General features: G+C 71.0%; 17 protein-coding genes. 9 read left to right on the forward strand and 8 right to left on the reverse strand.

Translation table 11 applies throughout. The features are described 5' to 3' along the window. Positions 1–105 precede the first annotated feature (105 nt). Together argS and lysA are read left to right on the forward strand one after the other, a co-directional pair. Positions 106–1,767, forward strand: coding sequence for an arginine--tRNA ligase (gene argS / locus J0911_RS07430; RefSeq protein WP_207274818.1), 1,662 nt, complete (start codon positions 106–108; stop codon positions 1,765–1,767). A 68-nt stretch (positions 1,768–1,835) separates the two neighbouring features. Beyond that, positions 1,836–3,179 carry a diaminopimelate decarboxylase gene (gene lysA / locus J0911_RS07435; protein ID WP_307864966.1) on the forward strand — a complete coding sequence of 448 codons (1,344 nt, stop codon included), beginning with the start codon at positions 1,836–1,838 and terminating at the stop codon, positions 3,177–3,179. A gap of 84 nt (positions 3,180–3,263) precedes the next feature. Here the strand turns inward: lysA and J0911_RS07440 are convergent, their stop codons facing one another. Next, complete coding sequence (locus J0911_RS07440) at positions 3,264–4,499, reverse strand: sulfotransferase family protein (RefSeq protein ID WP_207274820.1); 1,236 nt, start codon at positions 4,497–4,499, stop codon at positions 3,264–3,266. Positions 4,500–4,612: 113 nt separating this feature from the next. Further along, a complete protein-coding gene (locus J0911_RS07445) occupies positions 4,613–5,371 on the reverse strand; it encodes a TetR/AcrR family transcriptional regulator (RefSeq protein ID WP_207274821.1) in 759 nt (252 codons plus the stop codon). Positions 5,372–5,553: 182 nt separating this feature from the next. Between J0911_RS07445 and J0911_RS07450 the strand changes: the two genes are divergently transcribed. Continuing rightward, complete coding sequence (locus tag J0911_RS07450) at positions 5,554–6,480, forward strand: NAD-dependent epimerase/dehydratase family protein (RefSeq protein ID WP_207274822.1); 927 nt, start codon at positions 5,554–5,556, stop codon at positions 6,478–6,480. 273 nt (positions 6,481–6,753) lie between these two features. Here the strand turns inward: J0911_RS07450 and aceB are convergent, their stop codons facing one another. Both aceB and aceA read right to left on the reverse strand, forming a co-directional pair. Then, positions 6,754–8,433 (reverse strand): malate synthase A, encoded by a 1,680-nt coding sequence (aceB, locus tag J0911_RS07455; protein WP_242636434.1) that lies wholly within the window; start codon positions 8,431–8,433, stop codon positions 6,754–6,756. A gap of 215 nt (positions 8,434–8,648) precedes the next feature. Further along, complete coding sequence (gene aceA / locus J0911_RS07460; RefSeq protein WP_242636421.1) at positions 8,649–10,025, reverse strand: isocitrate lyase; 1,377 nt, start codon at positions 10,023–10,025, stop codon at positions 8,649–8,651. 143 nt (positions 10,026–10,168) lie between these two features. Between aceA and J0911_RS07465 the strand changes: the two genes are divergently transcribed. From J0911_RS07465 to J0911_RS07480, 4 genes are all read left to right on the forward strand, one after another. Continuing rightward, positions 10,169–11,662 (forward strand): helix-turn-helix domain-containing protein, encoded by a 1,494-nt coding sequence (locus J0911_RS07465; protein ID WP_207274824.1) that lies wholly within the window; start codon positions 10,169–10,171, stop codon positions 11,660–11,662. A 113-nt stretch (positions 11,663–11,775) separates the two neighbouring features. Beyond that, positions 11,776–12,591: a CoA transferase subunit A gene (locus tag J0911_RS07470; RefSeq protein ID WP_207274825.1), complete on the forward strand. Its 816-nt coding sequence runs from the start codon at positions 11,776–11,778 to the stop codon at positions 12,589–12,591. Positions 12,592–12,594: 3 nt separating this feature from the next. Next, entirely contained in the window at positions 12,595–13,254 is a 660-nt protein-coding gene (locus J0911_RS07475) for a 3-oxoacid CoA-transferase subunit B (RefSeq protein WP_207274826.1), read from the forward strand. A 64-nt stretch (positions 13,255–13,318) separates the two neighbouring features. Beyond that, positions 13,319–14,506 (forward strand): acetyl-CoA C-acetyltransferase, encoded by a 1,188-nt coding sequence (locus tag J0911_RS07480; RefSeq protein WP_207274827.1) that lies wholly within the window; start codon positions 13,319–13,321, stop codon positions 14,504–14,506. 162 nt (positions 14,507–14,668) lie between these two features. Here the strand turns inward: J0911_RS07480 and nhaA are convergent, their stop codons facing one another. Together nhaA and J0911_RS07490 are read right to left on the reverse strand one after the other, a co-directional pair. Then, positions 14,669–15,970: a Na+/H+ antiporter NhaA gene (nhaA, locus tag J0911_RS07485; protein ID WP_307864967.1), complete on the reverse strand. Its 1,302-nt coding sequence runs from the start codon at positions 15,968–15,970 to the stop codon at positions 14,669–14,671. A gap of 102 nt (positions 15,971–16,072) precedes the next feature. Next, positions 16,073–16,630, reverse strand: coding sequence for a DUF1697 domain-containing protein (locus J0911_RS07490; RefSeq protein ID WP_207274829.1), 558 nt, complete (start codon positions 16,628–16,630; stop codon positions 16,073–16,075). Positions 16,631–17,184: 554 nt separating this feature from the next. Here J0911_RS07490 and phoH2 point away from each other — a divergent pair. Further along, positions 17,185–18,444, forward strand: a complete 1,260-nt coding sequence (phoH2, locus tag J0911_RS07495; protein ID WP_242636435.1) for an RNA 5'-3' helicase PhoH2 — start codon at positions 17,185–17,187, stop codon at positions 18,442–18,444. A gap of 211 nt (positions 18,445–18,655) precedes the next feature. Here the strand turns inward: phoH2 and J0911_RS07500 are convergent, their stop codons facing one another. Further along, positions 18,656–20,095 (reverse strand): class II fumarate hydratase, encoded by a 1,440-nt coding sequence (locus J0911_RS07500; RefSeq protein ID WP_207274831.1) that lies wholly within the window; start codon positions 20,093–20,095, stop codon positions 18,656–18,658. Positions 20,096–20,279: 184 nt separating this feature from the next. Here J0911_RS07500 and J0911_RS07505 point away from each other — a divergent pair, with 184 nt between their 5' ends. Next, complete coding sequence (locus J0911_RS07505; RefSeq protein WP_207274832.1) at positions 20,280–21,023, forward strand: SDR family oxidoreductase; 744 nt, start codon at positions 20,280–20,282, stop codon at positions 21,021–21,023. Here J0911_RS07505 and sigJ read toward each other — a convergent pair. Further along, a complete protein-coding gene (gene sigJ, locus J0911_RS07510; RefSeq protein ID WP_207274833.1) occupies positions 20,986–21,993 on the reverse strand; it encodes an RNA polymerase sigma factor SigJ in 1,008 nt (335 codons plus the stop codon). The two genes, J0911_RS07505 and sigJ, sit on opposite strands and share 38 nt — an antisense overlap. Between the last annotated feature and the right edge of the window lie 13 nt (positions 21,994–22,006).

Raw genomic sequence — 22,006 nt, forward strand, 5'->3', positions numbered from 1 at the left:
CGTCCGTCGCTCGGTGTCCGGCCGGTACCGCACGTGACGGGCCGCGTGTTACCAGGCTGTGGAAACCGCGGGCCGCCCGCCGTGGCCCGCCCGTAGAATCGTCGGGTGACCCCCACCGAACTCTCCGGAGCACTCAGCGCTGCCCTTGCCGCGGCTGTGGCCGACGGCACCCTCCAGCTTCCCGCCGACGCGATCCCCGCGTCGGTGCATGTGGAGCGTCCCAGGCAGCGAGAGCACGGCGACTGGGCCACGAACGTCGCACTCCAGCTCGCCAAGAAGGCCGGTACCACGCCCCGGACCCTCGCGGAGGACCTGGCGGCTCGGCTGGGAGAGACCCGTGGCATCAAGTCGGTCGACGTCGCCGGCCCGGGCTTCCTCAACATCACGCTCGATGCCGGCGCCGCCGGCGAGCTGGCTCGCACCATCGTCGAGGCCGGCAGCGAGTACGGCCGGACGGGCACCCTCGCCGGCCAGGTCATCGACCTGGAGTACATCAGCGCCAACCCCACCGGCCCTCTGCACATCGGCCACACCCGCTGGGCGGCACTCGGTGACGCGATGGCCCGGATCCTGCGGGCCGCCGGCGCGGACGTCACCGCCGAGTACTACATCAACGACGCCGGTGCGCAGATGGACCGCTTCGGCGGCTCGATCCTGGCCCGCGCCACCGGAGGGGAGATCCCCGAGGGCGGCTACCACGGCGAGTACGTCAAAGAACTCGCGGTGAAGGTGCTGGAGAGGCGGCCGGACCTGCCGGAGCTTCCCCAGGACGAGGCGATCGCCGTGGCACGCGAGGAGGGCTACCAGCTCCAGCTCGCCGAGATCCGCGAGGTCCTGGAAGGCTTCGGCGTGCACTTCGACGTGTGGTTCTCCGAGCGGAGCCTGCACGAGTCCGGTGCCGTCGAGCAGGCGGTCGACCGGCTGCGCGAGCAGGGCCACGTGTTCGACTCCGACGGTGCCGTCTGGCTGCGCACCACCGATTTCACGGACGACAAGGACCGTGTGCTCATCCGCGCGAACGGTGAGCCCACGTACTTCGCCGCCGACGCCGCCTACTACCTGTCGAAGAAGGACCGCGGCTTCCCCGGCAAGATCTATCTGCTCGGCGCCGACCATCACGGCTACATCAACCGCCTCAAGGCCATCGCCGCCTGCGCGGGTGACGACCCGCAGCAGAACATCGAGGTGCTGATCGGCCAGCTCGTGAACGTCGGCGGGGCCAAGCTCTCCAAGCGGGCCGGAAACATCATCGAACTGCGGGATCTCGTCGAGTGGATCGGGCGCGACGCGGTGCGCTACTCGCTCTCGCGCTACCCGGCGGACACACCGCTGGAGCTGCAGGGCGAGGACATGCTCAAGCAGACCAACGACAACCCGGTGTTCTACGTGCAGTACGCGCACTCGCGGACGTGTGCGGTCGACCGGAACGCGGCCGAGCGCGGGGTGCGGCTGGAGGATGCGTTCGACCCGTCGCTGCTGAACCACGAGTCGGAGAGCGCGCTGCTGGGCCGGCTCACCGAGTACCCGCGGATCGTCGCCCAGGCGGCCGAGCTGCGTGAGCCGCACCGGGTGGCCCGCTACCTCGAGGCGCTCGCCGGCGACTACCACTCCTGGTACAACGACGACGCCAAGCTGCGCGCCAACCCGTACCCCGACGAGGACGTGACCGACGCGCACCGAACCCGCCTCTGGCTGAACGACGCCGTCCGTACCGTCCTGGCCAACGGGCTGGACCTGCTGGGCGTGAGCGCTCCGGAGCGGATGTGACGGGGGCCGGGCAGGCTCGGCCGGCTGCGCTTCCGGCCGGCTCGGCGGGTACGCCGTGGTCGAGCGGCGTGCGCCGAGCCGACGACGGCGCGCTGGAGGTCGCGGGGGTCGGCGTCGCCGAACTGGCGGCCGACCACGGCACGCCGTCGTACATCGTGGACGAGGCGGACTTCCGCGCCCGCGCCCGCGCCTACCGGATCGCGTTCGAGGCGGCGTTCGCGGCGGTCGGTACCGGGGTGGACGTGTACTACGCGGGCAAGGCGCTGCTCACCGTGGCGGTCGCGCGGTGGGCGCGCGAGGAGGGCCTTCGGGTGGACACCGCGTCGGGCGGCGAACTCGCCGTCGCCCTGCGGGCCGGAGTGCCGGGCTCGGAGATCGGGCTCCATGGCAACAACAAGTCGGACACGGAGATCGGCCGCGCCTTCGACAACGGCGTGGGGCGCATCATCGTCGACTCTCTCGCCGAGATCGACCGCATCGCGGACCTGGCGGTGGAGCGTGGCGTCGTCGCGCCGGTCATGGTGCGGGTCACCACGGGCGTGCACGCGGGCGGGCACGAGTACATCTCGACCGCGCACGAGGACCAGAAGTTCGGGCTGTCGGTCAACCTGGCGTCCGCGGTCCCGGATGCCGACAGCCCTGCGATGACCGCGCTGCTGAGGATTCTGGAGCGGCCGAGCCTGAAGCTGCTCGGTATCCACTCCCACATCGGTTCCCAGATCCTCGATCCGGACGGGTTCGAGGCCGCGGCGGCTGCCGTGCTGGAACTGCGCGCCGCACTGGCCGCGCGGACCGGTGTGCTCGTCGAGGAGGTCGACCTGGGCGGCGGGTACGGCATCGCCTACCTGCCGGGTGAGGTGGCGTTGGATCCGGAGCGCGTCGCGAAGGACATCGCCTCCTCGGTGGCGGACGTCGCCGCGCGACTCGGCACACCGCTGCCGCGATTCTCGATCGAGCCGGGTCGGGCGATCGTCGGCCCGGCCGGCATGACGCTGTACTCCGTCGGCACGGTGAAGCCGGTCACGGTGGGCGGGGACGGGGAGGAACCGTTCACCCGGCTGTACGTCTCGGTCGACGGCGGCATGAGCGACAACATCCGGCCCGCGCTGTACGGGGCGGACTACCACGCCGAGATCGTCGGCAGGAGTTCGGACGCGGCACCGGTGCTGGCGCGTGTGGTCGGCAAGCACTGCGAGTCGGGCGACATCGTGGTCCATCAGGTGATGCTGCCCGGCGACGTGCGCGCCGGTGACCTGCTCGCGGTCGCGGCGACCGGCGCGTACGGCCGGTCGATGGCGTCGAACTACAACCTGCTTCTCCGGCCGCCGGTAGTGGCGGTGCGCGACGGGGCGTCCCGCGTCCTGGTCCGTCGTGAGACCGAGGAGGATCTGCTGGGCCTCGACCAGGGGTGACGCTTGCCCGGAGCCGGAGCCGGAGCCGGAGCCGGAGCCGGAGCCGGGCGGCCGGGAGCTCGCCCGGCGAGCCGGCGGGAGACCCTACAGCTCGGCCCCGGGCTTCAGGTCGAGCACGTCGATGTGGTGGAGAAGACTGATGTAGTCCCCGAAGGACTCGGCGACCCGGGCCGGTGAGAGCCCGTACCGCGTGATGTCGTACCGGTGCGGGCGAGCGCCCGCGGGCCGGGCGATCACCCGGTCGAGACGCTCCGCGTCACTCGCCGTCCACGTCGCACCGAGTTGTGCGTACAGCTGGGGCACCTCGGTGTGCGGCGCGGCGCTCATCTTGTGGTACGGCACGTCGATGATGGCCGACGGCGGGAGCGTGAGCCGCGCCTCCAGGGCGCTGGTGAGCCACGACGACATCCAGTTCGTGACCACCCGGCCCACCTCCAGCGGGTCCGGGTCGTGCTGGTACATCGCCCACCCCGTCTCCACCAGGCTGCACGCGGACGCGACGACGGATGCCGGGTCCCGATGCGTCCACACGAACGTGGCGTCCGGGAAGACCTGTCGGATGGTCGTCATGTCGGCCAGGTGTCCGGGGTACTTCAGGATCCAGCGCCGGCGCTCCCGCCCGTGCTGCAGCACCTGCAGCGCCTGCTTCAGGAACTGGTAGTCGCCGGTCAGCTCGGCCGCGGAACGCCTCCCGTACCAGTCGAGGTAGGAGGGCAACGCGCCGTACATCCCCGCGTAGAACGTCCCGTGCGGCAGCAGCCAGAACGTCTCCTCCGGCATGGTGGCGCCGGTCGGATGCATGTTCTTCATCTGTGGCGCGAGCAGTGCTCCGGCGACCTTGCTGCCTCGGTCCAACGCCTTGATCGTGCGCTCGGCGGCCTCCGGGTTCTCCAGGTCCGTGTAGGACATCTCCCACAGCAGCGGACCACGATGGGCGGGCGACGACGCCAGGACCCGGTGCGTGAGCGTGGTCGCCGTGCGGGGCAGTCCGAGCACGAACACCGGGTCCTCGATCGGCTCCTGCGCGATCCGGGGATTCTCCGCCACGAGCCGTTGGATCCGAAGCCTGTTGGTGTACCTGCCCTTGGCGTCGGTGAGCGCGAGGATCCAGCCCAGCGGTGTGATCCGTGGTTCGGCGGCAACGCTCCGGAGCAGGACGCGGAAGTCGTCCGCAGCCGCGGCGTCGGAGGCTTCAGCCGCCTCATCGACCTGTCCGACGGCGTCGGCCCATGCCCCGTCGGGATCGTCCTTTCCCTTCACCACGGGGCTGAGAACGGCGTTCAGGATCCTGGAGGCTCGGGTCGTACGGGTACGGCTCACGGCGGTTCCTTCCGTCAGGCTCGGATACCGGGCAACCCTGCCGGATGCATCGCCAGGTGTCCACGATGTCCGTCCCGGCACCGCCGCCGGGAACCCACGCACGTCGTACCCGGTCAGCCAGACCTGTCGGCGGAGCCTGCCTCCAGCGGGGCCGGAATGCCGAGGTCGCCGGCGAGCCGGACGGCGACCTCGTCGTACCAGCGACCGGTGTCGCCGACGCTGCCGACGAGGTGGCCGAAGAGTTCGAACGACACCGTGCCGAACAGTTGGCTCCAGGCCATGAGCGTGCGGACCACCGACTCGGTCTCCAGTCCTCCCGGGGCCAGACCGCGCTCGACGACGAACGTCCGGGCTCCGGCGACAAGGTCACCGACGCCGGCATCGGCTCCGGTGCCGCCGGGCGCGGGGACCGGTCGCGCACCCGCCGCGTACGCGTCCCCGACGATCCCCGCCAGCACCCGGATGACGCGAGTGGCCGGTTCCACCGTGTCCCGCGGAGCGGCGTAGCCGGGGATCGGCGTGCCGTACAGCAGCGCGAAGTCTCCCGGCCGTGCCACGCACCAGGCGCGCAGCGCCCGGCATGCGGCGAGCCATCGGCCGCCGGTGTCCTCGCGCGCGAGCCGGGCCTCGGCCTGCTCGACGGCGTCGCCGAGTTCCTCGTAGGAGTCGATGAGCAGTCTGGTCAGCAGCGCGTCGCGGCTCGGGAAGTAGCGGTAGACGGCGGAGGACACCATGCCGACGTCCCGGGCGACGGCGCGCAGGGAGAGCGCCGCCGGGCCGTCGGAACGGAGTCGTGCGCGGGCGGCGTCGAGAATCTGCCGCGTCAACGTCTCCCGTGCGAGAGCGCGGGCCGTACGGGGTGTGCTGCTCATCGGTTCAGGGTGCCAGGGGAGAGCGATGCGCGCAAAACAGATCACCGCTCTTGATTCAGAGCGGCGATCATGCCATGCTGCTCCCTGAGTGAGAGCGGTGCTCTCGCATCGCGGTCGGGAACCACGGGAGCTCCCACCGTGGCCGCCCTCCGACCGAACCGCCCATCGACGCAGGAGTTCCCATGAACAGCACCGATCGCCATCTCGTCGTCGGTGCCGGCCCGGTCGGCCGGCACGTCGCACAGCAACTCACCGCTCGCGGGTCGCGCGTCGTGGTGGCCACCCGGTCCGGCCGGGACACCGGCATCGCGGGCGTCGAGCACGTCGCCGTGGACGCCGCCGACACGGACGCGCTCAGCTCCGTCGCCGACGGGGCCGCCGTGCTCTACAACTGCGTCAACCCGGGCGACTACACCCAGTGGGACCGGGCCTGGCCGCCGCTGGCCGCGTCGCTCCTGACCGCTGTCGAGCGGACGGGCGCCGTGTACGCGATCACCGGCAACCTGTACCCGTACGGGCCGGTGGACGGCCCGATGACGGAGGACCTGCCGGACGCCGCGACCGACCACAAGGGGCGCCTGCGGGCACGGCTCTGGGCGGACGCACTGGCCGCGCATCGTGCCCGGCGGATCCGGGCGGTCGAGGTGCGCGGGTCCGACTACGTCGGGCCGGGCATCGGTGGAAACGGCCACATCTCCCGCGTCGTCCCGGCTGCCCTGCGGGGACGCACCGTGACGATGATGGGCCGTACCGACCAGCCGCACACGTTCACGGATGTCCGGGACGTCGCCCGCACGCTCGTCGCGGCCGCCGACGACCCGGAGGCGCACGGGCGTACCTGGCACGTACCGAGCAACGCCCCGCGCACCCAGCGTGAGGCGCTGACCGACGTGCTCGCGGCGGCCGGTCAACCGCCGGTGCGTGTCCGGGAGCTGCGCGGCCCCGCGCTGGCCCTGCTCGGCTCGGTGTCCCCGATGATGCGCGAGCTGCGCGAGCTGATCTACCAGTTCGAGCGCCCCTACGTGCTCGACGACTCCGCCGCCAGGAAGCGGTTCGGCATCGAGCCGACACCGTGGGACGAGGTGTGCCGCCGCACGACACATCAGTGAGAGCGGCGCGTCACCGGCTCGTGGCGGTGGCGCGCCGGCCGGGTCCGTCCCACCACGCCGGAAGAGAGGGCTTCCGGAAGCGAGACCTCACGGGCCGGCAGTACGCGACGCAGCCCCGGACGGTCTCGGGGAAGGGGTGAGACCGTCCGGGGCTGCGGCTCGGCACCCTCGCGGCCGGTGCCGTGACGGGCGGCGCGGGTGGCGCCGGTCCGTACGGCCCGTGCGACGCGTTCTGTCTGCCTCAGAAATCCAGAGGGTGCCGCCTGGTGAACCTCACGGCTGATCCACCGCGGAGCCCACCAGGAACTGGGAGTACGCGCCCACGGTGAGGAACGACGGGAAGTCGTCCCCCAGCGCCACGGCGCGGAAGACGGCCGCGGCGTCGTCGACGCGGTGGCCGCGTGGGCGGGGCAGGTCCGCGAGGACGTCGAGGACGAGAGCCTCCACCCGGTCGCGTGTGACGGCCCGGCCGTCGTCCGCGGTTCGCGTGCCCGCCGCGACCCACTGCCACACCTGCGAGCGCGAGATCTCGGCGGTGGCGGCGTCCTCCATGAGGCTGTCGAGCGCCGCCGCACCCGTTCCGCGCAACCAGGAGTCGATGTAGCGGATCGCGACCGACACGTTGGCGCGCAGGCCCTCGGACGTCACGGTAGCGCCCGCGCGCCGGACGGAGGCGATGTCGAGCAGCTCGTTCCGGCCCACCCGGACGTCGTCTCGCAGCCGCGCGACCTGGTTCGGCGCGGCGCCGAGCACGGCATCGAACTCCGCCTTGGCGACCGGGATCAGGTCCGGGTGAGCCACCCAGGAACCGTCGAAGCCGTCGCGGGCCTCGCGGCGCTTGTCGGCCGAGACCTTCTCGAACGCACGGCGGGTGACCTCGGGGTCGCGGCGGTCCGGGATGAACGCGCTCATCCCGCCGATCGCGTGTGCGCCCCGCTTGTGGCAGGTGGCGACGAGCAGTTCGGTGTAGGCGCGCATGAACGGCGCGGTCATCGTGACCTGGGCGCGGTCGGGCAGCACGTACGACTCCCCGCGCGAGCGGAAGCACTTGATTACGCTGAACAGGTAGTCCCAGCGGCCGGCGTTCAAGCCGGCGCAGTGGTCGCGCAGCTCGTGGAGGATCTCTTCCATCTCGAACGCGGCCGGCAGCGTCTCGACGAGGACCGTCGCCCGGATCGTGCCCCGCGGGATGCCGAGTGCCTCCTGGGCGACCTCGAACACCTCGTTCCACAGCCGGGCCTCGCGGTAGCTCTCCAGCTTGGGCAGGTAGAAGTAGGGGCCGCGGCCCCGCGTGACCAGTTCGGTGGCGTTGTGGAAGAAGTAGAGGCCGAAGTCCACCAGCGCGCCCGAGGTGCACGTGGTGATCCCGTCGGTCCCCGTGTAGCGCAGGTGCTTCTCGACCAGGTGCCAGCCCCTCGGGCGGAACACGATCGTGGGCAGGTCGGTGAGGTGCGACGACCGCAGGGTGTAGTGCTTCCCCGCGGCGCTGGTGTGCTCGAGGGTGCCGCGGATCGCGTCGTGCAGGGCGAGCTGGCCCTCGACGACGTTGCGCCAGGTGGGGGAGGAGGCGTCCTCCGCGTCGGCCAGCCAGACCCTGGCGCCCGAGTTGAGGGCGTTGATCGTCATCTTCGGGTCGGTCGGCCCGGTGATCTCGACGCGGCGGTCCTCCAGGCCCGGGGCGCCCGTCGAGCCGGCGACCCGCCACGCCGGGTCGTCGCGCACGGGCCGCGTCGCGGCGCGGAAGTCGGGGTCGACGCCGGAGGAGATCTCCTCGCGCCGGTGCTCGCGCTCGGCGAGCAGGCGGTGGCGGCGTGCTCCGAACCGGTCGTGCAGCAGCGCCAGGAAGCCGAGCGCCTCGGGGGTGAGGATCTCGTCGTACCGCTCGCCGAGCGTGCCGGTCACGCGCACGGTGCCCCGGGGAACGACGTCGAGGGCGCCAGACGTCGCGACCATCTGCGCAGTCGCGGTGCGCGGGGTGGGAGTGTCGATCGTGCTGGTCATCTCGGTCCTCCAGTGCGTGAGGGCGGGCGGTCGTGCGGGGTGCCGAGACAGTCGCCCGTCGCTCGGAGCGACTGCCTCGGCCGTTGTTGGGCTGGGGGTGCGTGACTGTCGGAGCTGTCTGCCGACGCTCGTCGGGCGCCGCTTCGGGCGGGGTGCCCTTCGTCGCGTCAGAACTGTGCCGACTCCGTGGAGCCCGCCATCGCCGTCGTGGCCGAGTCCGGGTTCAGGGCCGTGGAGACGCGGTCGAAGTAGCCGGTGCCGACCTCGCGCTGGTGCTTGGTGGCGGTGTAGCCCCGCTCCTCGGCGGCGAACTCGCGCTCCTGCAGCTCCACGTACGCGGTCATCTGCTCGCGGGCGTAGCCGTGCGCCAGGTCGAACATCGAGTAGTTCAGCGCGTGGAAGCCGGCCAGGGTGATGAACTGGAACGTGAAGCCCATCGCGCCCAGCTCGCGCTGGAACTTCGCGATCGTGTCGTCGTCGAGGTGCTTCTTCCAGTTGAACGACGGCGAGCAGTTGTAGCTCAGCATCTGGTCCGGGAAGTCCGACTTCACGGCCTCGGCGAACTTGCGCGCGAGTTCGAGGTCCGGCGTGCCGGTCTCCATCCAGATCAGGTCGGAGTACGGGGCGTACGCCTTGGCGCGGGCGATGCACGGCTCGATGCCGTTCGTCACCTCGTAGAAGCCCTCGGCGGTGCGCTCGCCGGTGATGAACGGGCGGTCCCGCTCGTCGACGTCGGAGGTGATGAGAGTCGCTGCCTCGGCGTCGGTGCGGGCGATCACCACGGACGGCACGTCGGCGACGTCGGCCGCGAGGCGTGCGGCGTTCAGCGTGCGGATGTGCTGCTGGGTCGGGATGAGCACCTTGCCCCCGAGGTGGCCGCACTTCTTCTCCGAGGCGAGCTGGTCCTCCCAGTGCACCCCGGCCGCGCCGGCGGTGATCATGGACTTCATCAGCTCGTACGCGTTGAGCGGGCCGCCGAACCCGGCCTCCGCGTCGGCGACGATCGGGGCGAGCCAGTCGCGCGTGGCCGTCCCGTTCTCGGCGACGTCGATCTGGTCGGCGCGCAGCAGCGCGTTGTTGATCCGGCGCACCACCGCCGGCACGGAGTTCGCCGGGTAGAGCGACTGGTCGGGGTAGGTCTGGCCCGCGAGGTTCGCGTCACCGGCGACCTGCCAGCCCGAGAGATAGATCGCCTGGAGGCCGGCCTTCACCTGCTGCACGGCCTGGTTGCCGGTGAGCGCCCCGAGCGCGTTGACGAAGTCCTCCTCGTGGAGCTGCTTCCACAGGCGTTCGGCACCCCGCCGGGCCAAAGTGTGCTCCTCACCGACGGACCCGCGCAGCGCGACGACGTCCTCGGCGGTGAAGGTCCGCTCGATGCCGGCCCAGCGCGGGTCGCTCGCCCAGCTCTCCTCCAGGGCCGCCGCGGTGGTCACCTGGTCGCCCGGGCGACTGGCGGCCGGCGACGCGGCGGGGGAGCCGTCGGCGGCCTGAGGGCTCGCGGCCCCCGGAAGACTGCGGCGGGTCACGATGGTCGGAGCGGTCATGGCGGATACCTCCTGGTTTGCGTTCTCCGCTGTGGGACTGATTCGACCTTCTGCCATCGGGACGCTCCAGATCTACTGCAACCCGGGAGAAATTTCGCCAAACTTCTGCTGGACGGAACGATCGCGCTGTGTCACCCTCAGGTATGCCCACGACGACGTCGAAACACGGAACCGCGCGAAATGCTCTCGCCGGCCCGCCGGATGCGGAGCCCGACGCACTCACGATCGGCCGCCAGGTCCGCTTCCTGCGCACCCGGCAGGGGATGAAGCTGGAGGACCTCGCAGCGGCGATCGGGCGCGCGCCGTCACAGGTCAGCGCGCTGGAGAACGGAAAGCGCGAGCCCAAGTTCTCGCAGTTGCAGGCCCTCGCGAAGGCGCTGGGGGCCGGCGTGGACGACCTGCTCGACCCGACGCCGCCGTCGGAGCGTGACGCTCTCGAGATCGAGCTGGGCCGAGTCCAGCGTGGCCCCCTCTTCGCGGCCCTCGGCCTCGGCGGGGTGCGGATCGGCAAGTCGCTGCCCGACGACGCCCTGCGCACCATCCTCGGGCTGAACCGCGAACTCGAACGGCTGCACGCGGAGCGGGCGCTCACGCCGGAGGAAGCGCGGCGGGCCAACGCGGAACTACGGGCCGAGATGCGCGCGTCCGACAACTACATCCCCGAGCTCGAGGAGGTGGCCCGCGACCTGCTGGACGACGTCGGGCACACGAGCGGTCCGCTGCCGCAGCGGATCGCCGCGGAGATCGCGGAGAACCTCGGCTTCACGCTGCACTACGTGCCGGACCTGCCGCACTCCACCCGATCGGTGATCGACAACCGCAACCACCGCCTGTACCTACCGGCGAGCGGGCCCCGTGGCCGCTCGAACGCGCGGTCGGCGATGCTGCAGGCGCTCGCCTCGCACATCCTCGGGCACACCGAGCCGCAGAACTACGGTGATTTCCTGCGCCAGCGCGTCGAGGCGAACTACCTGGCCGCGGCGCTGCTCGTGCCCGAGAAGGCGGGAGTGCGATTCCTGCGCGACGCGAAGGACACCAAGACCATCGCGATCGAGGACCTGCGGGACGCGTTCGCCGTCTCCTTCGAGACCGCCGCCCACCGCTTCACCAACCTCGCCACCAAGCACCTCGGCATCCCGGTGCACTTCATGAAGGTGCACGAGTCGGGGATCCTGCACAAGGCGTACGAGAACGACGGCGTGAGCTTTCCGGCCGACCCGCTCGGCGCGGTCGAGGGCCAGCACGTGTGCCGCAAGTGGACCGCGCGGGTGGTCTTCGGGGTGGAGGACAAGTTCAACCCGTATGCGCAGTACACGGACACGCCGTCGGGCACCTACTGGTGCACCTCGCGCGTGGAGAACACGCAGGACGGCGCGTTCTCGGTGTCGGTCGGCGTACCGTTCGCGCACGTCAAGTGGTTTGCCGGGCGCGAGACCACGCACCGCGACGAGTCCCGCTGCCCCGACGAGTCCTGCTGCCGGCGGCCGCCGGCGGACCTGGCCGAGAAGTGGCAGGACCACGCGTGGCCCTCCGCACGCCCCCACGCCTCGATGCTCGCGGCGATGCCGGCGGGGGCTTTCCCCGGTGTCGAGACCCGCGAGGTCTACTCCTTCCTGGACCGCCACGCCCCGGCCTGACCGGATGAGGGCCCGGGACGGCGGCGTCGTCGGGCGGGGCCTTCTCACGGCGGCGATCCTGTGTGCAGGATGACTACCCCGGCGAGACCCGCCGGGAGGACAGGGAGAGGACGATGACCGGACTGGACAAGCAGGTCGCCACAGCGGCCGAGGCCGTGGCCGACATCCCCGACGGAGCCACACTCGCCGTCGGCGGTTTCGGACTGTGCGGTAACCCGATGGCACTCATCACCGCGCTCCTGGAGCAGGGCACCAGCGAGCTGTCGGTGGTGTCGAACAACTGCGGCGTGGACGACTGGGGGCTGGGCCTCCTGCTGGGGGCGAAGCGCATCCGGAAGATGACCTCCTCGTACGTGGGGGAGAACAAGGAGTTCGAGCGGCAGTTCCTCTCGGGCGAGCTCGAGGTGGAGCTCACTCCGCAGGGGACGCTGGCCGAGAAGCTGCGGGCCGGCGGCTCGGGGATCGCCGCCTTCTTCACCCGGACCGGCGTCGGGACGCAGATCGCCGAGGGCGGCCTCCCGATGAGGTACGACGGCGCCGGCGGCGTCGCGCACGCGAGCCCGCCCAAGGAGGTCCGCACCTTCGACGGTCCCGACGGCCCGGCCGAGTACGTGCTGGAGGAGGCCATCAGCTGCGACTTCGCCCTCGTCCACGCCCTGCGTGGCGACCGGCACGGCAACCTGGTGTTCAACAGGTCGGCGCGCAACTTCTCCCCGCAGGCGGCGATGGCCGGGAGGGTGTGCATCGCGCAGGTCGAGGAACTCGTCGAGCCGGGCGAGCTCGAGCCGGACCAGATCCACCTGCCCGGGGTGTTCGTGCACCGCGTCGTCGAGGTGGGCACCGACATCGAGAAGCGGATCGAGCGACGGACCGTCACCGAGGCGCCGTCGTCGGCCGGGGCGTCGGGCACGACCGGACAGGAGGGCTGAGGCATGGCACTGACACGTCAGCAGATGGCCGCGCGGGCCGCGCGCGAGCTCGGGGACGGCATGTACGTCAATCTCGGGATCGGCCTGCCCACCCTGGTGCCCAACTACGTGCCCGAAGGCCGGGAGCTGGTGCTCCAGTCCGAGAACGGCCTGCTCGGCGTCGGACCCTACCCGACCGAGGACGCCGTCGACCCGGACCTGATCAACGCGGGGAAGGAGACCGTCACGCTCTTGCCCGGCGCGTCCGTCTTCGACGCGGCGACCAGCTTCGGGATGATCCGCGGCGGCAAGATCGACGCCGCGATCCTGGGCGCCATGCAGGTCTCCGCCTCCGGGGACATCGCGAACTGGATGATTCCCGGAAAGATGGTCAAGGGCATGGGCGGTGGCATGGACCTCGTGCACGGTGCCCGGCGGGTGGTCGTCCTCATGGAGCACGTCGCCAAGAACGGCACCGCGAAGGTGGTGAACGAGTGCACGCTCCCGCTCACCGGCAAGGGTGTGGTGGACCGGATCATCACCGACCTCGCCGTGCTGGACGTGACGCCCGAGGGCCTGGTACTCAGGGAGCTGGCACCGGGAGTGAGCGCGGACGACGTACGCGCCGCCACCGAGCCCGAGGTTCTCGTGCCGGACGACGTGGTCACCGCCACCACGGCCTGAGCCACCTCGACCGGCGCACCGGACCGCTCACGAGGCGGCACGGTGCAGTGACGAAGGAGAAATCATGAGCAGTGACGACGTGGTCATCGTCTCGGCGGCACGGACGCCGCAGGGGCGGCTGAAGGGTGCGCTGGCGTCGCTCGGCGCGGTGGAGCTCGGAGCCGTGGCGGCACGGAAGGCCCTCGAGGGCGCCGGCACGCTGGCGGGTGACGTGGACCGGGTGATCTTCGGCCAGGTCGTGCAGGCCGGGGCGGGCCAGAACCCGGCGCGGCAGACGGCCGTGGCGGCAGGGGTCTCCTGGGACGTGCAGGCCGTGACGATCAACAAGGTGTGCCTGTCCGGTCTGACCGCGATCATCGACGGGGCGCGGATGCTGCGGACCGGCGAGGCGACCGTGGTGCTGGCGGGCGGGCAGGAGTCGATGACGAACGCCCCGCACCTGTTGCCGGGCTCACGCGCGGGATTCGCGTACGGGCCGGTGACGATGCAGGACTCGGTGGCGCACGACGCCCTGACCGATTCCTTCGACCGGGTGTCGATGGGAGAGTCGACCGAGGAGCACAACACCGGCGACGTGGCGGTGTCGCGGGAGGAGCAGGACGCGGTGGCGGCGGCGTCGCACCAGAGGGCCGCGGCCGCGTGGAAGGACGGCCTCTTCGAGGCCGAGATCGCGCCGGTGTCGGTGCCGCAGCGGCGCGGTGAGCCCGTCGAGGTGAGGACGGACGAGGGCGTCCGGCCCGACACGACCGCCGAGAGCCTGGCGAAGCTGCGCCCGGCGTTCACGAAGGACGGGACACTGACCGCGGGCAACTCCTCGCAGATCTCCGACGGCGCGGCGGCGCTGGTCCTGACCACGCGGGCGCACGCGGAAGCCGCCGGGGTGCCCGTGCTCGCGACCGTGCGGTCGTGGGGGCAGGTGGCAGGGCCGGACAACTCCCTCCACTCCCAGCCGGCGCGCGCGGTCGAGCGGGCCCTCGACCGCGAGGGCTGGTCCGTGGGCGACCTCGACGTGGTCGAGATCAACGAGGCGTTCGCCGTCGTGGCGGTGGTCTCCGCCCGGCGCCTCGGCCTATCGATGGAGCAGGTCAACGTCCATGGTGGGGGAATCTCCGTGGGCCACCCGGTCGGCGCGTCCGGTGCGCGGATCGCGGTCCACGCGGCCCACGAACTGGCCCGCCGGGGCGGCGGACGCGCGGTGGTCGCGCTGTGCGGCGGTGGCGGGCAGGGTGAGGCCCTGCTGCTGGAGGCGTAGCCGCCGGAGGACGGTGACGGCCGGGAGGTACGGCGCGGGCCCTGCCCGTCGTCGTACCTCCCGGCCGTTCGTTCTACGGGGGGGGCGTGGTGCCCCCGGCGCCCAGGCGCCGTCCCGGCCCTGGGGCGCCGTCGGGCGCGTCGTCGTCGGGCACGTGTCCCGTCAGCCGTGTTCGCGCACGTCCTTCTCGTCGCCGATGAAGTCGCGCACGTCGTCGGCGATGCCGTCGAGGTTCATGTCGGCGGTCCGGGCGCGCCGGGCGTCCCAGCGGAGCGTCACGGCACCGAGGAGCGCGGCGATCACCGATCCGATGAGGATCGCGATCTTCGCTCCGTCGGCATGTTCCGCATCACCGAACGACAACTCGCTGATCAGTAGCGACACGGTGAATCCGATGCCGGCCAGCAGGCCGACGGGCAGGAGGTCGCGGACGCCGATACCGCTGGCCAGGCGCAGCGGTGTCAGCCGGATGGCGAGCCAGGTGGTGCCCAGCACGCCGATGATCTTGCCGAGGACGAGACCGACCACGATCGCCGGGACGACGGGCTGACCCACCAGCGCGGCCGGGCCGGCGCCCTCGACCAGCGACACACCGGCCGAGAAGAAGGCGAAGATCGGCAGCGCCAGGCCGGACGACCACGGCCGGACATGGTGCTCGTAGGTGTGCGTCCGGGTGTCCGGCTCGCCGTGCCTCGCCATGGCGGGAACCATGAAGCCGCACAGCACTCCGGCCACCGTGGCGTGCACGCCCGACATGTGCATGAAGGCCCAGGCCAAGAACGCGAGCGGCAGCAGGATCCACCACCGTGGCTTCCCGCTGCGCACGTGCCAGCCGAACAGGGCCACGCACGCCAGGGCACCCAGCAGCGGCCACCAGTGGATCTCCGAGGTGTAGAAGACCGCGATGACGATGATCGCGAGCAGATCGTCCACGACGGCGAGCGTGAGCAGGAACGTGCGGATCGCGACGGGCAGGCCCTTGCCGAAGACGGCCAGCACCGCCAGGGCGAACGCGATGTCCGTCGCCGTCGGGATCGCCCAGCCGTGGATCAGGTCTCCCGCACCGAACGCGAAGATCATGCCGACATACAGCAGGGCGGGGAGCACCATGCCGCCGACGGCGGCCAGCATCGGAACCCCCGCCTCCTTGGGGCTGCGAAGACTGCCCGCGACGAACTCGTGCTTGAGTTCCACCCCGACGACGAAGAAGAACACGGCGAGCAAGCCGTCGGCCGCCCATTCGGCCAGGGTCAGGTCGAGGTGCACCGGCAGGCCGAACAGCTCCGCCGGGCCGAGGGTGATCGCGGCGAGTCCCTGGTACGACTCCAGCCACGGCGAGTTGGCCCACAGCAGGGCGATGACCGCCGCACCGATGAGCAGCCCACCGCCGGTCGTCTCACGGCTCACCCATCTACGGAGCTTCTGGACGGGTCCTGAGGCCTCGACGGCGGCGGATGTGGTCACGCAGGCTCCTTCGTTCCCCGGGGTGCGATCCAGCCCTACAACCCTACCTGTAACGTACCTTTGCCAGGACGGTCGTTCGCTCGGGGGTGAGCGTGGCATCCGTCACGAAAGGTCCTGGAGTATCTCGCGGATGCGGGTGATCGTGTTCCAGTTGCGAGCGGTCAGGGTGGTGCCGGCCGCCGTGTCGAGCGCGGAGGTCGTGAGCTTGGAACGGCCGATCCCGTCCACGTAGTGCACGTACACGACGCCGGCGGCCACGCCGATGTGCTCGCGACCGGGATGCCGGAGGTCCAGCCGGGCGATCCCCGCCTCGTCGACGGTGCCGAAGGGTACGTGCACCTGGAGCTGCGACGGGTCCTCGCGAGCTGCCGCGGCGAACGGGTTCTCCGCGGCGATCGTGCGGAGCCGGTCGGCGGTCAGCGCGATGGCGGGTACGTCGGCACCCACCCGTTCGGCGAGGTTGCCGGTGAGGAGACGGGCGACGTCGTCGGGCACTTCGGCGCCCGACGTGCCCGACGTGAGGACGACGTTGCCGCTGTTGAGGAGGGTGCGGACGGTGGCGAAGCCGGCGTCGAGAGCCGCGCCGCGCAGGTCGGCCGCGGGGACGCGGCGGTTCGGACCCAGGTTCACCCCCCGGAGCAGGACGACGAATGCAGCCATCCCGATATCTTGTCGGATCGATCCGAGGGGCGCCACCACCGGGTGCGGGACGGCATGCTCGACGTCGCTAGCCGGATGCTTGACTCTTCCTTGGCGATTGAGCCAAGAAGTTACCAAGATGTGAACAGTGTGTGACATCTCACGACGCGACCGGGTCAGGTACTGGCCAGAACTTCCATGGCGGCGTACGTTCACGAACAAGGACGGCACCCAGTCGTCCTTCGGGAGGCCACCTATGGAGTTACCGCTCCGTGGAGGGGGTCGATCCCGACCCTGTGCCGCGGTGTCGTGCGCCAGGGGCGGGCCGACCGCTCATCCACCAGCTTCGTGAACCACGACGCGGCTGCGAAGGCGCTTCGGCGCCGGAGGGAGCACATGCCATGACCCGAACCACCGCTGTCTCGAATGCAGAGCTTCCGGATCGTCACAGCGGGGCCACCGGCCCCAGGTCGGCTACCTCCCAGATCGACACGGCCGGAGACGGCTCCCCGGCCGGAGACGGCCGTCGCACCTTCGTCGTCGACACCTCGGTGCTCCTCAGCGATCCGCGCGCCATGTTCCGGTTCGCCGAGCACGACGTCGTCCTGCCCGTCGTGGTGATCACCGAGCTCGAGTCCAAGCGCCATCACGCCGAGCTCGGCTACTTCGCGCGCAGCGCCCTGCGCATGCTCGACGGGCTCCGTGTGGAGCACGGCCGCCTCGACGCCCCCGTCCCCGTCGGTGACGCGGGCGGGACGCTCCGCGTCGAGCTCAACCACATCGACCCGACCGTGCTGCCGGCCGGGTTCCGCCTCGGCGACAACGACACCCGGATCCTCTCGGTCGCCGCCAACCTCGCGGCCGAGGGCGCCGACGTCACCGTGGTGTCGAAGGACCTGCCGATGCGGGTGAAGGCGTCGGCGGTCGGGCTCGCCGCGGAGGAGTACCGGGCGCAGCTCGCCGTCGAGTCGGGCTGGACCGGCATGCGCGAGCTCGACGTGAGCGACGAGCAGATGTCCGAGCTCTGGGAGTCCGAGAGCCTCGACCTCGCCGCCCTCGATCCCACGACGGTGGACGCGGCCGGGCCGCTGGTGGTGCACACCGGAACCGTGGTCCACGCCCCCGGCGGATCTGCCCTCGGGCGGGTCACGGCGGACAAGCGGCTGCGGCTGGTGCGTGGCGACCAGGAGGTGTTCGGGGTGCACGGGCGTTCCGCCGAGCAGCGGATCGCCATCGACCTGCTGCTGGACGAGGAGATCGGCATCGTCTCACTCGGCGGGCGTGCCGGGACGGGCAAGTCCGCGCTGGCGTTGTGCGCGGGCCTGGAATCGGTGCTCGAGCGTCGCCAGCACCGCAAGGTCGTGGTGTTCCGGCCCGTCTACGCCGTGGGTGGGCAGGACCTCGGGTACCTGCCCGGCACGGAGGCCGAGAAGATGAACCCGTGGGGGCAGGCGGTGTACGACACCCTGGAGGCGCTGGTCTCGAAGGATGTCGTGGACGAGGTGATCAGCCGTGAGATGCTCGAGGTGCTGCCGCTGACGCATGTGCGCGGACGGTCCCTGCACGACGCGTTCGTCATCGTCGACGAAGCGCAGTCCCTGGAGCGGAACGTCCTGCTCACCGTGCTGTCGCGGATCGGGCAGAACGCGCGTGTGGTGCTCACGCACGACGTCGCCCAGCGGGACAACCTGCGCGTCGGTAGGCACGACGGCGTCGCGGCGGTGATCGAGGCGCTCAAGGGACACCCGCTCTTCGCGCACGTGATGCTGACCCGTTCCGAGCGCTCGCCGGTGGCCGCGCTGGTGACGGACATGCTGGAGAGGCTCGAGGTGTGAGCGGGTGCGCATCCGGCGTGAGGTGAGCACGGCGGTGGACTCACCGGTGTGAGCACGCGAAGAGGCGCACTCCCGGACGGAAGCCCCCCAGCCCCGCGAGTCCGGTAGTGCGCCTCTTCCGAGTGCGTCCTACGCGAGTGAGCGTAGCACCTTAGGTAAGGCTAACCAAACCTACGTTCACCTCGCCGGCAGACGCCGTCGCGGCGTGCCGTCAGGCCTGCGGCGGGCGGGTCATCTTCAGGACGTCGAGTGCCTCGTCGAGCTGCGCCTCGGTGATCTCGCCCCGTTCCACGAATCCCAGGTCGATCACGGCCTCCCGGACGGTGATCTTGTTCGCCACGGAGTGCTTGGCGATCTTCGCGGCCGCCTCGTAGCCGATCACGCGGTTCAGCGGCGTGACGATCGACGGGGACGAACCGGCCAGTGCGGCGGCGCGTTCGACGTTCGCCGTGATGCCCGAGACGGCCTTGTCGGCGAGTACGCGGGACGCGTTCGCCAGCAGGCGGATCGACTCCAGCACTCCCTGGGCGATGACCGGGATCTGCACGTTGAGCTCGAAGGTTCCCGACGCCCCGGCCCATGCCACGGTCGCGTCGTTGCCGACCACGCGAGCACCCACCATGAGCACGGCCTCGGGGATCACGGGGTTCACCTTGCCGGGCATGATCGACGACCCCGGCTGCAGATCGGGCAGCGCGATCTCGCCGAGACCGGTGTTGGGGCCGGAGCCCATCCAGCGCAGGTCGTTGCAGATCTTGGTGAGCGACACGGCGATGGTTCGCAGGGCACCACTCAGCTCGACCAGACCGTCCCGCGCGGACTGCGCCTCGAAGTGGTCGCGCGCCTCGGTGATCGGCAGGCCGGTGTCCTGCGCGAGCAGTTCGATGACTCGCTGCGGAAACCCTGCCGGCGTGTTGATGCCCGTCCCGACCGCCGTGCCACCCTGCGGAACCTCGGCGGCCCGGGGGAGCGCCGCCTCGACGCGCTCGATGCCGTAGCGGATCGCGGCCGCATAGCCGCCGAACTCCTGGCCGAGCGTCACGGGTGTGGCGTCCATGAGGTGGGTGCGGCCGGACTTGACGACCTCCGCGAACTCCTCGGACTTGGCGGTCAGCGCGTCCGAGAGGTGCTGCAGGGCGGGCACGAGGTCGTTCACGATGCCCGACGTCGCCGCCACGTGGACTGAGGTGGGGAACACGTCGTTCGACGACTGCGACGCGTTGACGTGGTCGTTCGGGTGGACGTCCTTGCCCAGGGACTGCGTGGCGAGGGTGGCCAGCACCTCGTTCGTGTTCATGTTCGACGACGTGCCCGAGCCGGTCTGGTACACGTCCACCGGGAAGTGCTCGTCGAACTCGCCGGCGGCGACACGGTCCGCGGCGGCGACGATCGCATCGGCGATGTCCTGGTCGAGCACGCCCAGCTCGGCGTTGGCCTGTGCCGCAGCCTTCTTGACGCGGGCGAGCGCCTCGATGTGCGCGCGTTCCAGGGGCGTGCCGGAGATCGGGAAATTCTCCACGGCGCGCTGCGTCTGCGCGCGGTACAAGGCGTTCTTCGGGACGCGGACCTCACCCATCGTGTCGTGCTCGATGCGGTACTCGGTCTCCTCGGCGGCGCCGGACGGCGCGGGGACGGCGGTGTCGGAACTCATGGCTCTATGGTGCCGCAGCCACGCGCCGACGACGCACCCGCGCACGTGACCCGTATCACCTCGTGGCCGTTCTCCCGGCTGTCACAGATCCGGGGTGCTTCCGGTCACGACTGCGACGAGCCGCACGGCTCGTGTCCGGAGAGAAGCGCGTCCCCGGACGCGCCGGCGAACGAAGGAGCACACCATGAAGATCGTGATCATCGGAGGCACCGGTCTTGTCGGCCGACAGGTCGTCGACCGGCTGAAGGGCGAGCACGAGGTGATCGCCGCCTCCCCGCAGACGGGTGTCGACACCGTGACCGGGGCGGGTCTGGAGGAGGTGCTCCACGGCGCCCAGGTGGTGGTCGACCTCAGCAACTCGCCGTCGTTTGCGGAGGAGGACGCGACGCGGTTCTTCCGGACGTCCACGACCAACCTCCTGCGCGCTGAGCAGCGGGCCGGCGTACTCCACCACGTGATCGTCTCGATCGTGGGCGCCGAAGGCATCGACGCCGGGTACATGCGGGCGAAGATCGTGCAGGAGGACCTGGTCAAGGGCTCCGCCGCGGGCTGGTCGATCGTGCGGTCCACCCAGTTCCTCGAGTTTCTCGCCGCGATCGCGGACTCGGCGATGGCGGACGGCGTCGTCCACATGGCGCCGGTCCGCTTCCAGCCGATCGCCTCGGCCGATGTCGCTCGAATCGTCGCGGAGGTGGCGGTCGGCACGCCTCTCGCCGGCACCATGGAGATCGCCGGGCCGAGGACGTTCGGCTTCGACGAGATCGTGCGGAGGTACCTCGCCGAGAACGGCGATCCGCGCGAGGTGCGTACCGACCCGGCGGCGACGTACTTCGGGGCGCCGCTGACGGACGGTGAACTGGTCCCCACCGGTCCCGCCCGCCTCGGCGAGATCAGCTATGAGGAGTGGAGGGCGCGCCAGGGCCGGTGATCCCCTCCGTGCCGGCCACCCCCGGGTGGCCGGCACGCGAGCGCCGGAGGGTGGTGAGCTTGGCGGCGTTCATCTGCCACATCAGTTCCTCGATGCCCTCGGCGGAGGAACGCACCACGAGGACGCCGATCAGGTCATCGGCACGCTCCAGTCCGAGTGCCGACATGCCGTTGACCTCGAGCGGGCGGACGGCGACCCCCTCCCAGAAGGTCTCGGCGAACGCCGACAGAACGCGCGCCACCTTGTGGCGGCCGGTGACCGCGACCCGGGCGACCTGCTTCACCGTCCCGTCGCTGTCGGCACGGCTGACCACGTCAGCGGCGAGAAGGCGTTCGAGACCTTCGACGTCACCTGCCCGGGCGGCTGTGACGAAGGCGGTCAGGAGCTCCCGCCGTGCCTCGCTGGTCACCGTCCCGGCGGTGGTTCGCGGTTCCGATACATGCTTGCGAGCGCGGCTGACGAGCTGCCGCGTGGCTGTCGGGGACGTGTCGAGGATCTCCGCGATCTCCGGGTACCCGTAGCCGAACGCTTCCCTCAGTACGTAGGCGGCCCGCTCGGGGGGTCGAAGACGTTCGAGCAGCACGAGCACGGCGACGTCGAGGGCTTCGGCGCGCTCTGCTCCGAGAGTCGGGTCCGCGCTGGTGTCCACGGGCTCCGGCAGCCACGGTCCGGTGTAGGTCTCGCGCCGGGTCCGGGCGCTCTGCAGCACGTTGATCGCCAGCCGTGTCGTCACTGTCGTGAGGAAACCCTGCGGGTTGGCGACGACGGACCGGTCCGTCGTCTGCCAACGCATCCAGGTGTCCTGGACCACGTCCTCCGCGTCGGCGGCTGACCCGAGGATCCGATACGCGATCCCGAACAGCCGCCGCCGAGCCGCGACGAATGTCGCCGCCGCATCCTGCAGTTCGTCGGAGGCCGGGCTGTCGTGCCCGGTCGTCGCTCGTGAGGTATCGGCGGCGTCGGCACCCATGGACCCATCGTGC

Origin of the sequence: Myceligenerans salitolerans, from assembly GCF_017349295.1 — a bacterium.
GTDB lineage: Bacteria > Actinomycetota > Actinomycetes > Actinomycetales > Cellulomonadaceae > Myceligenerans > Myceligenerans salitolerans.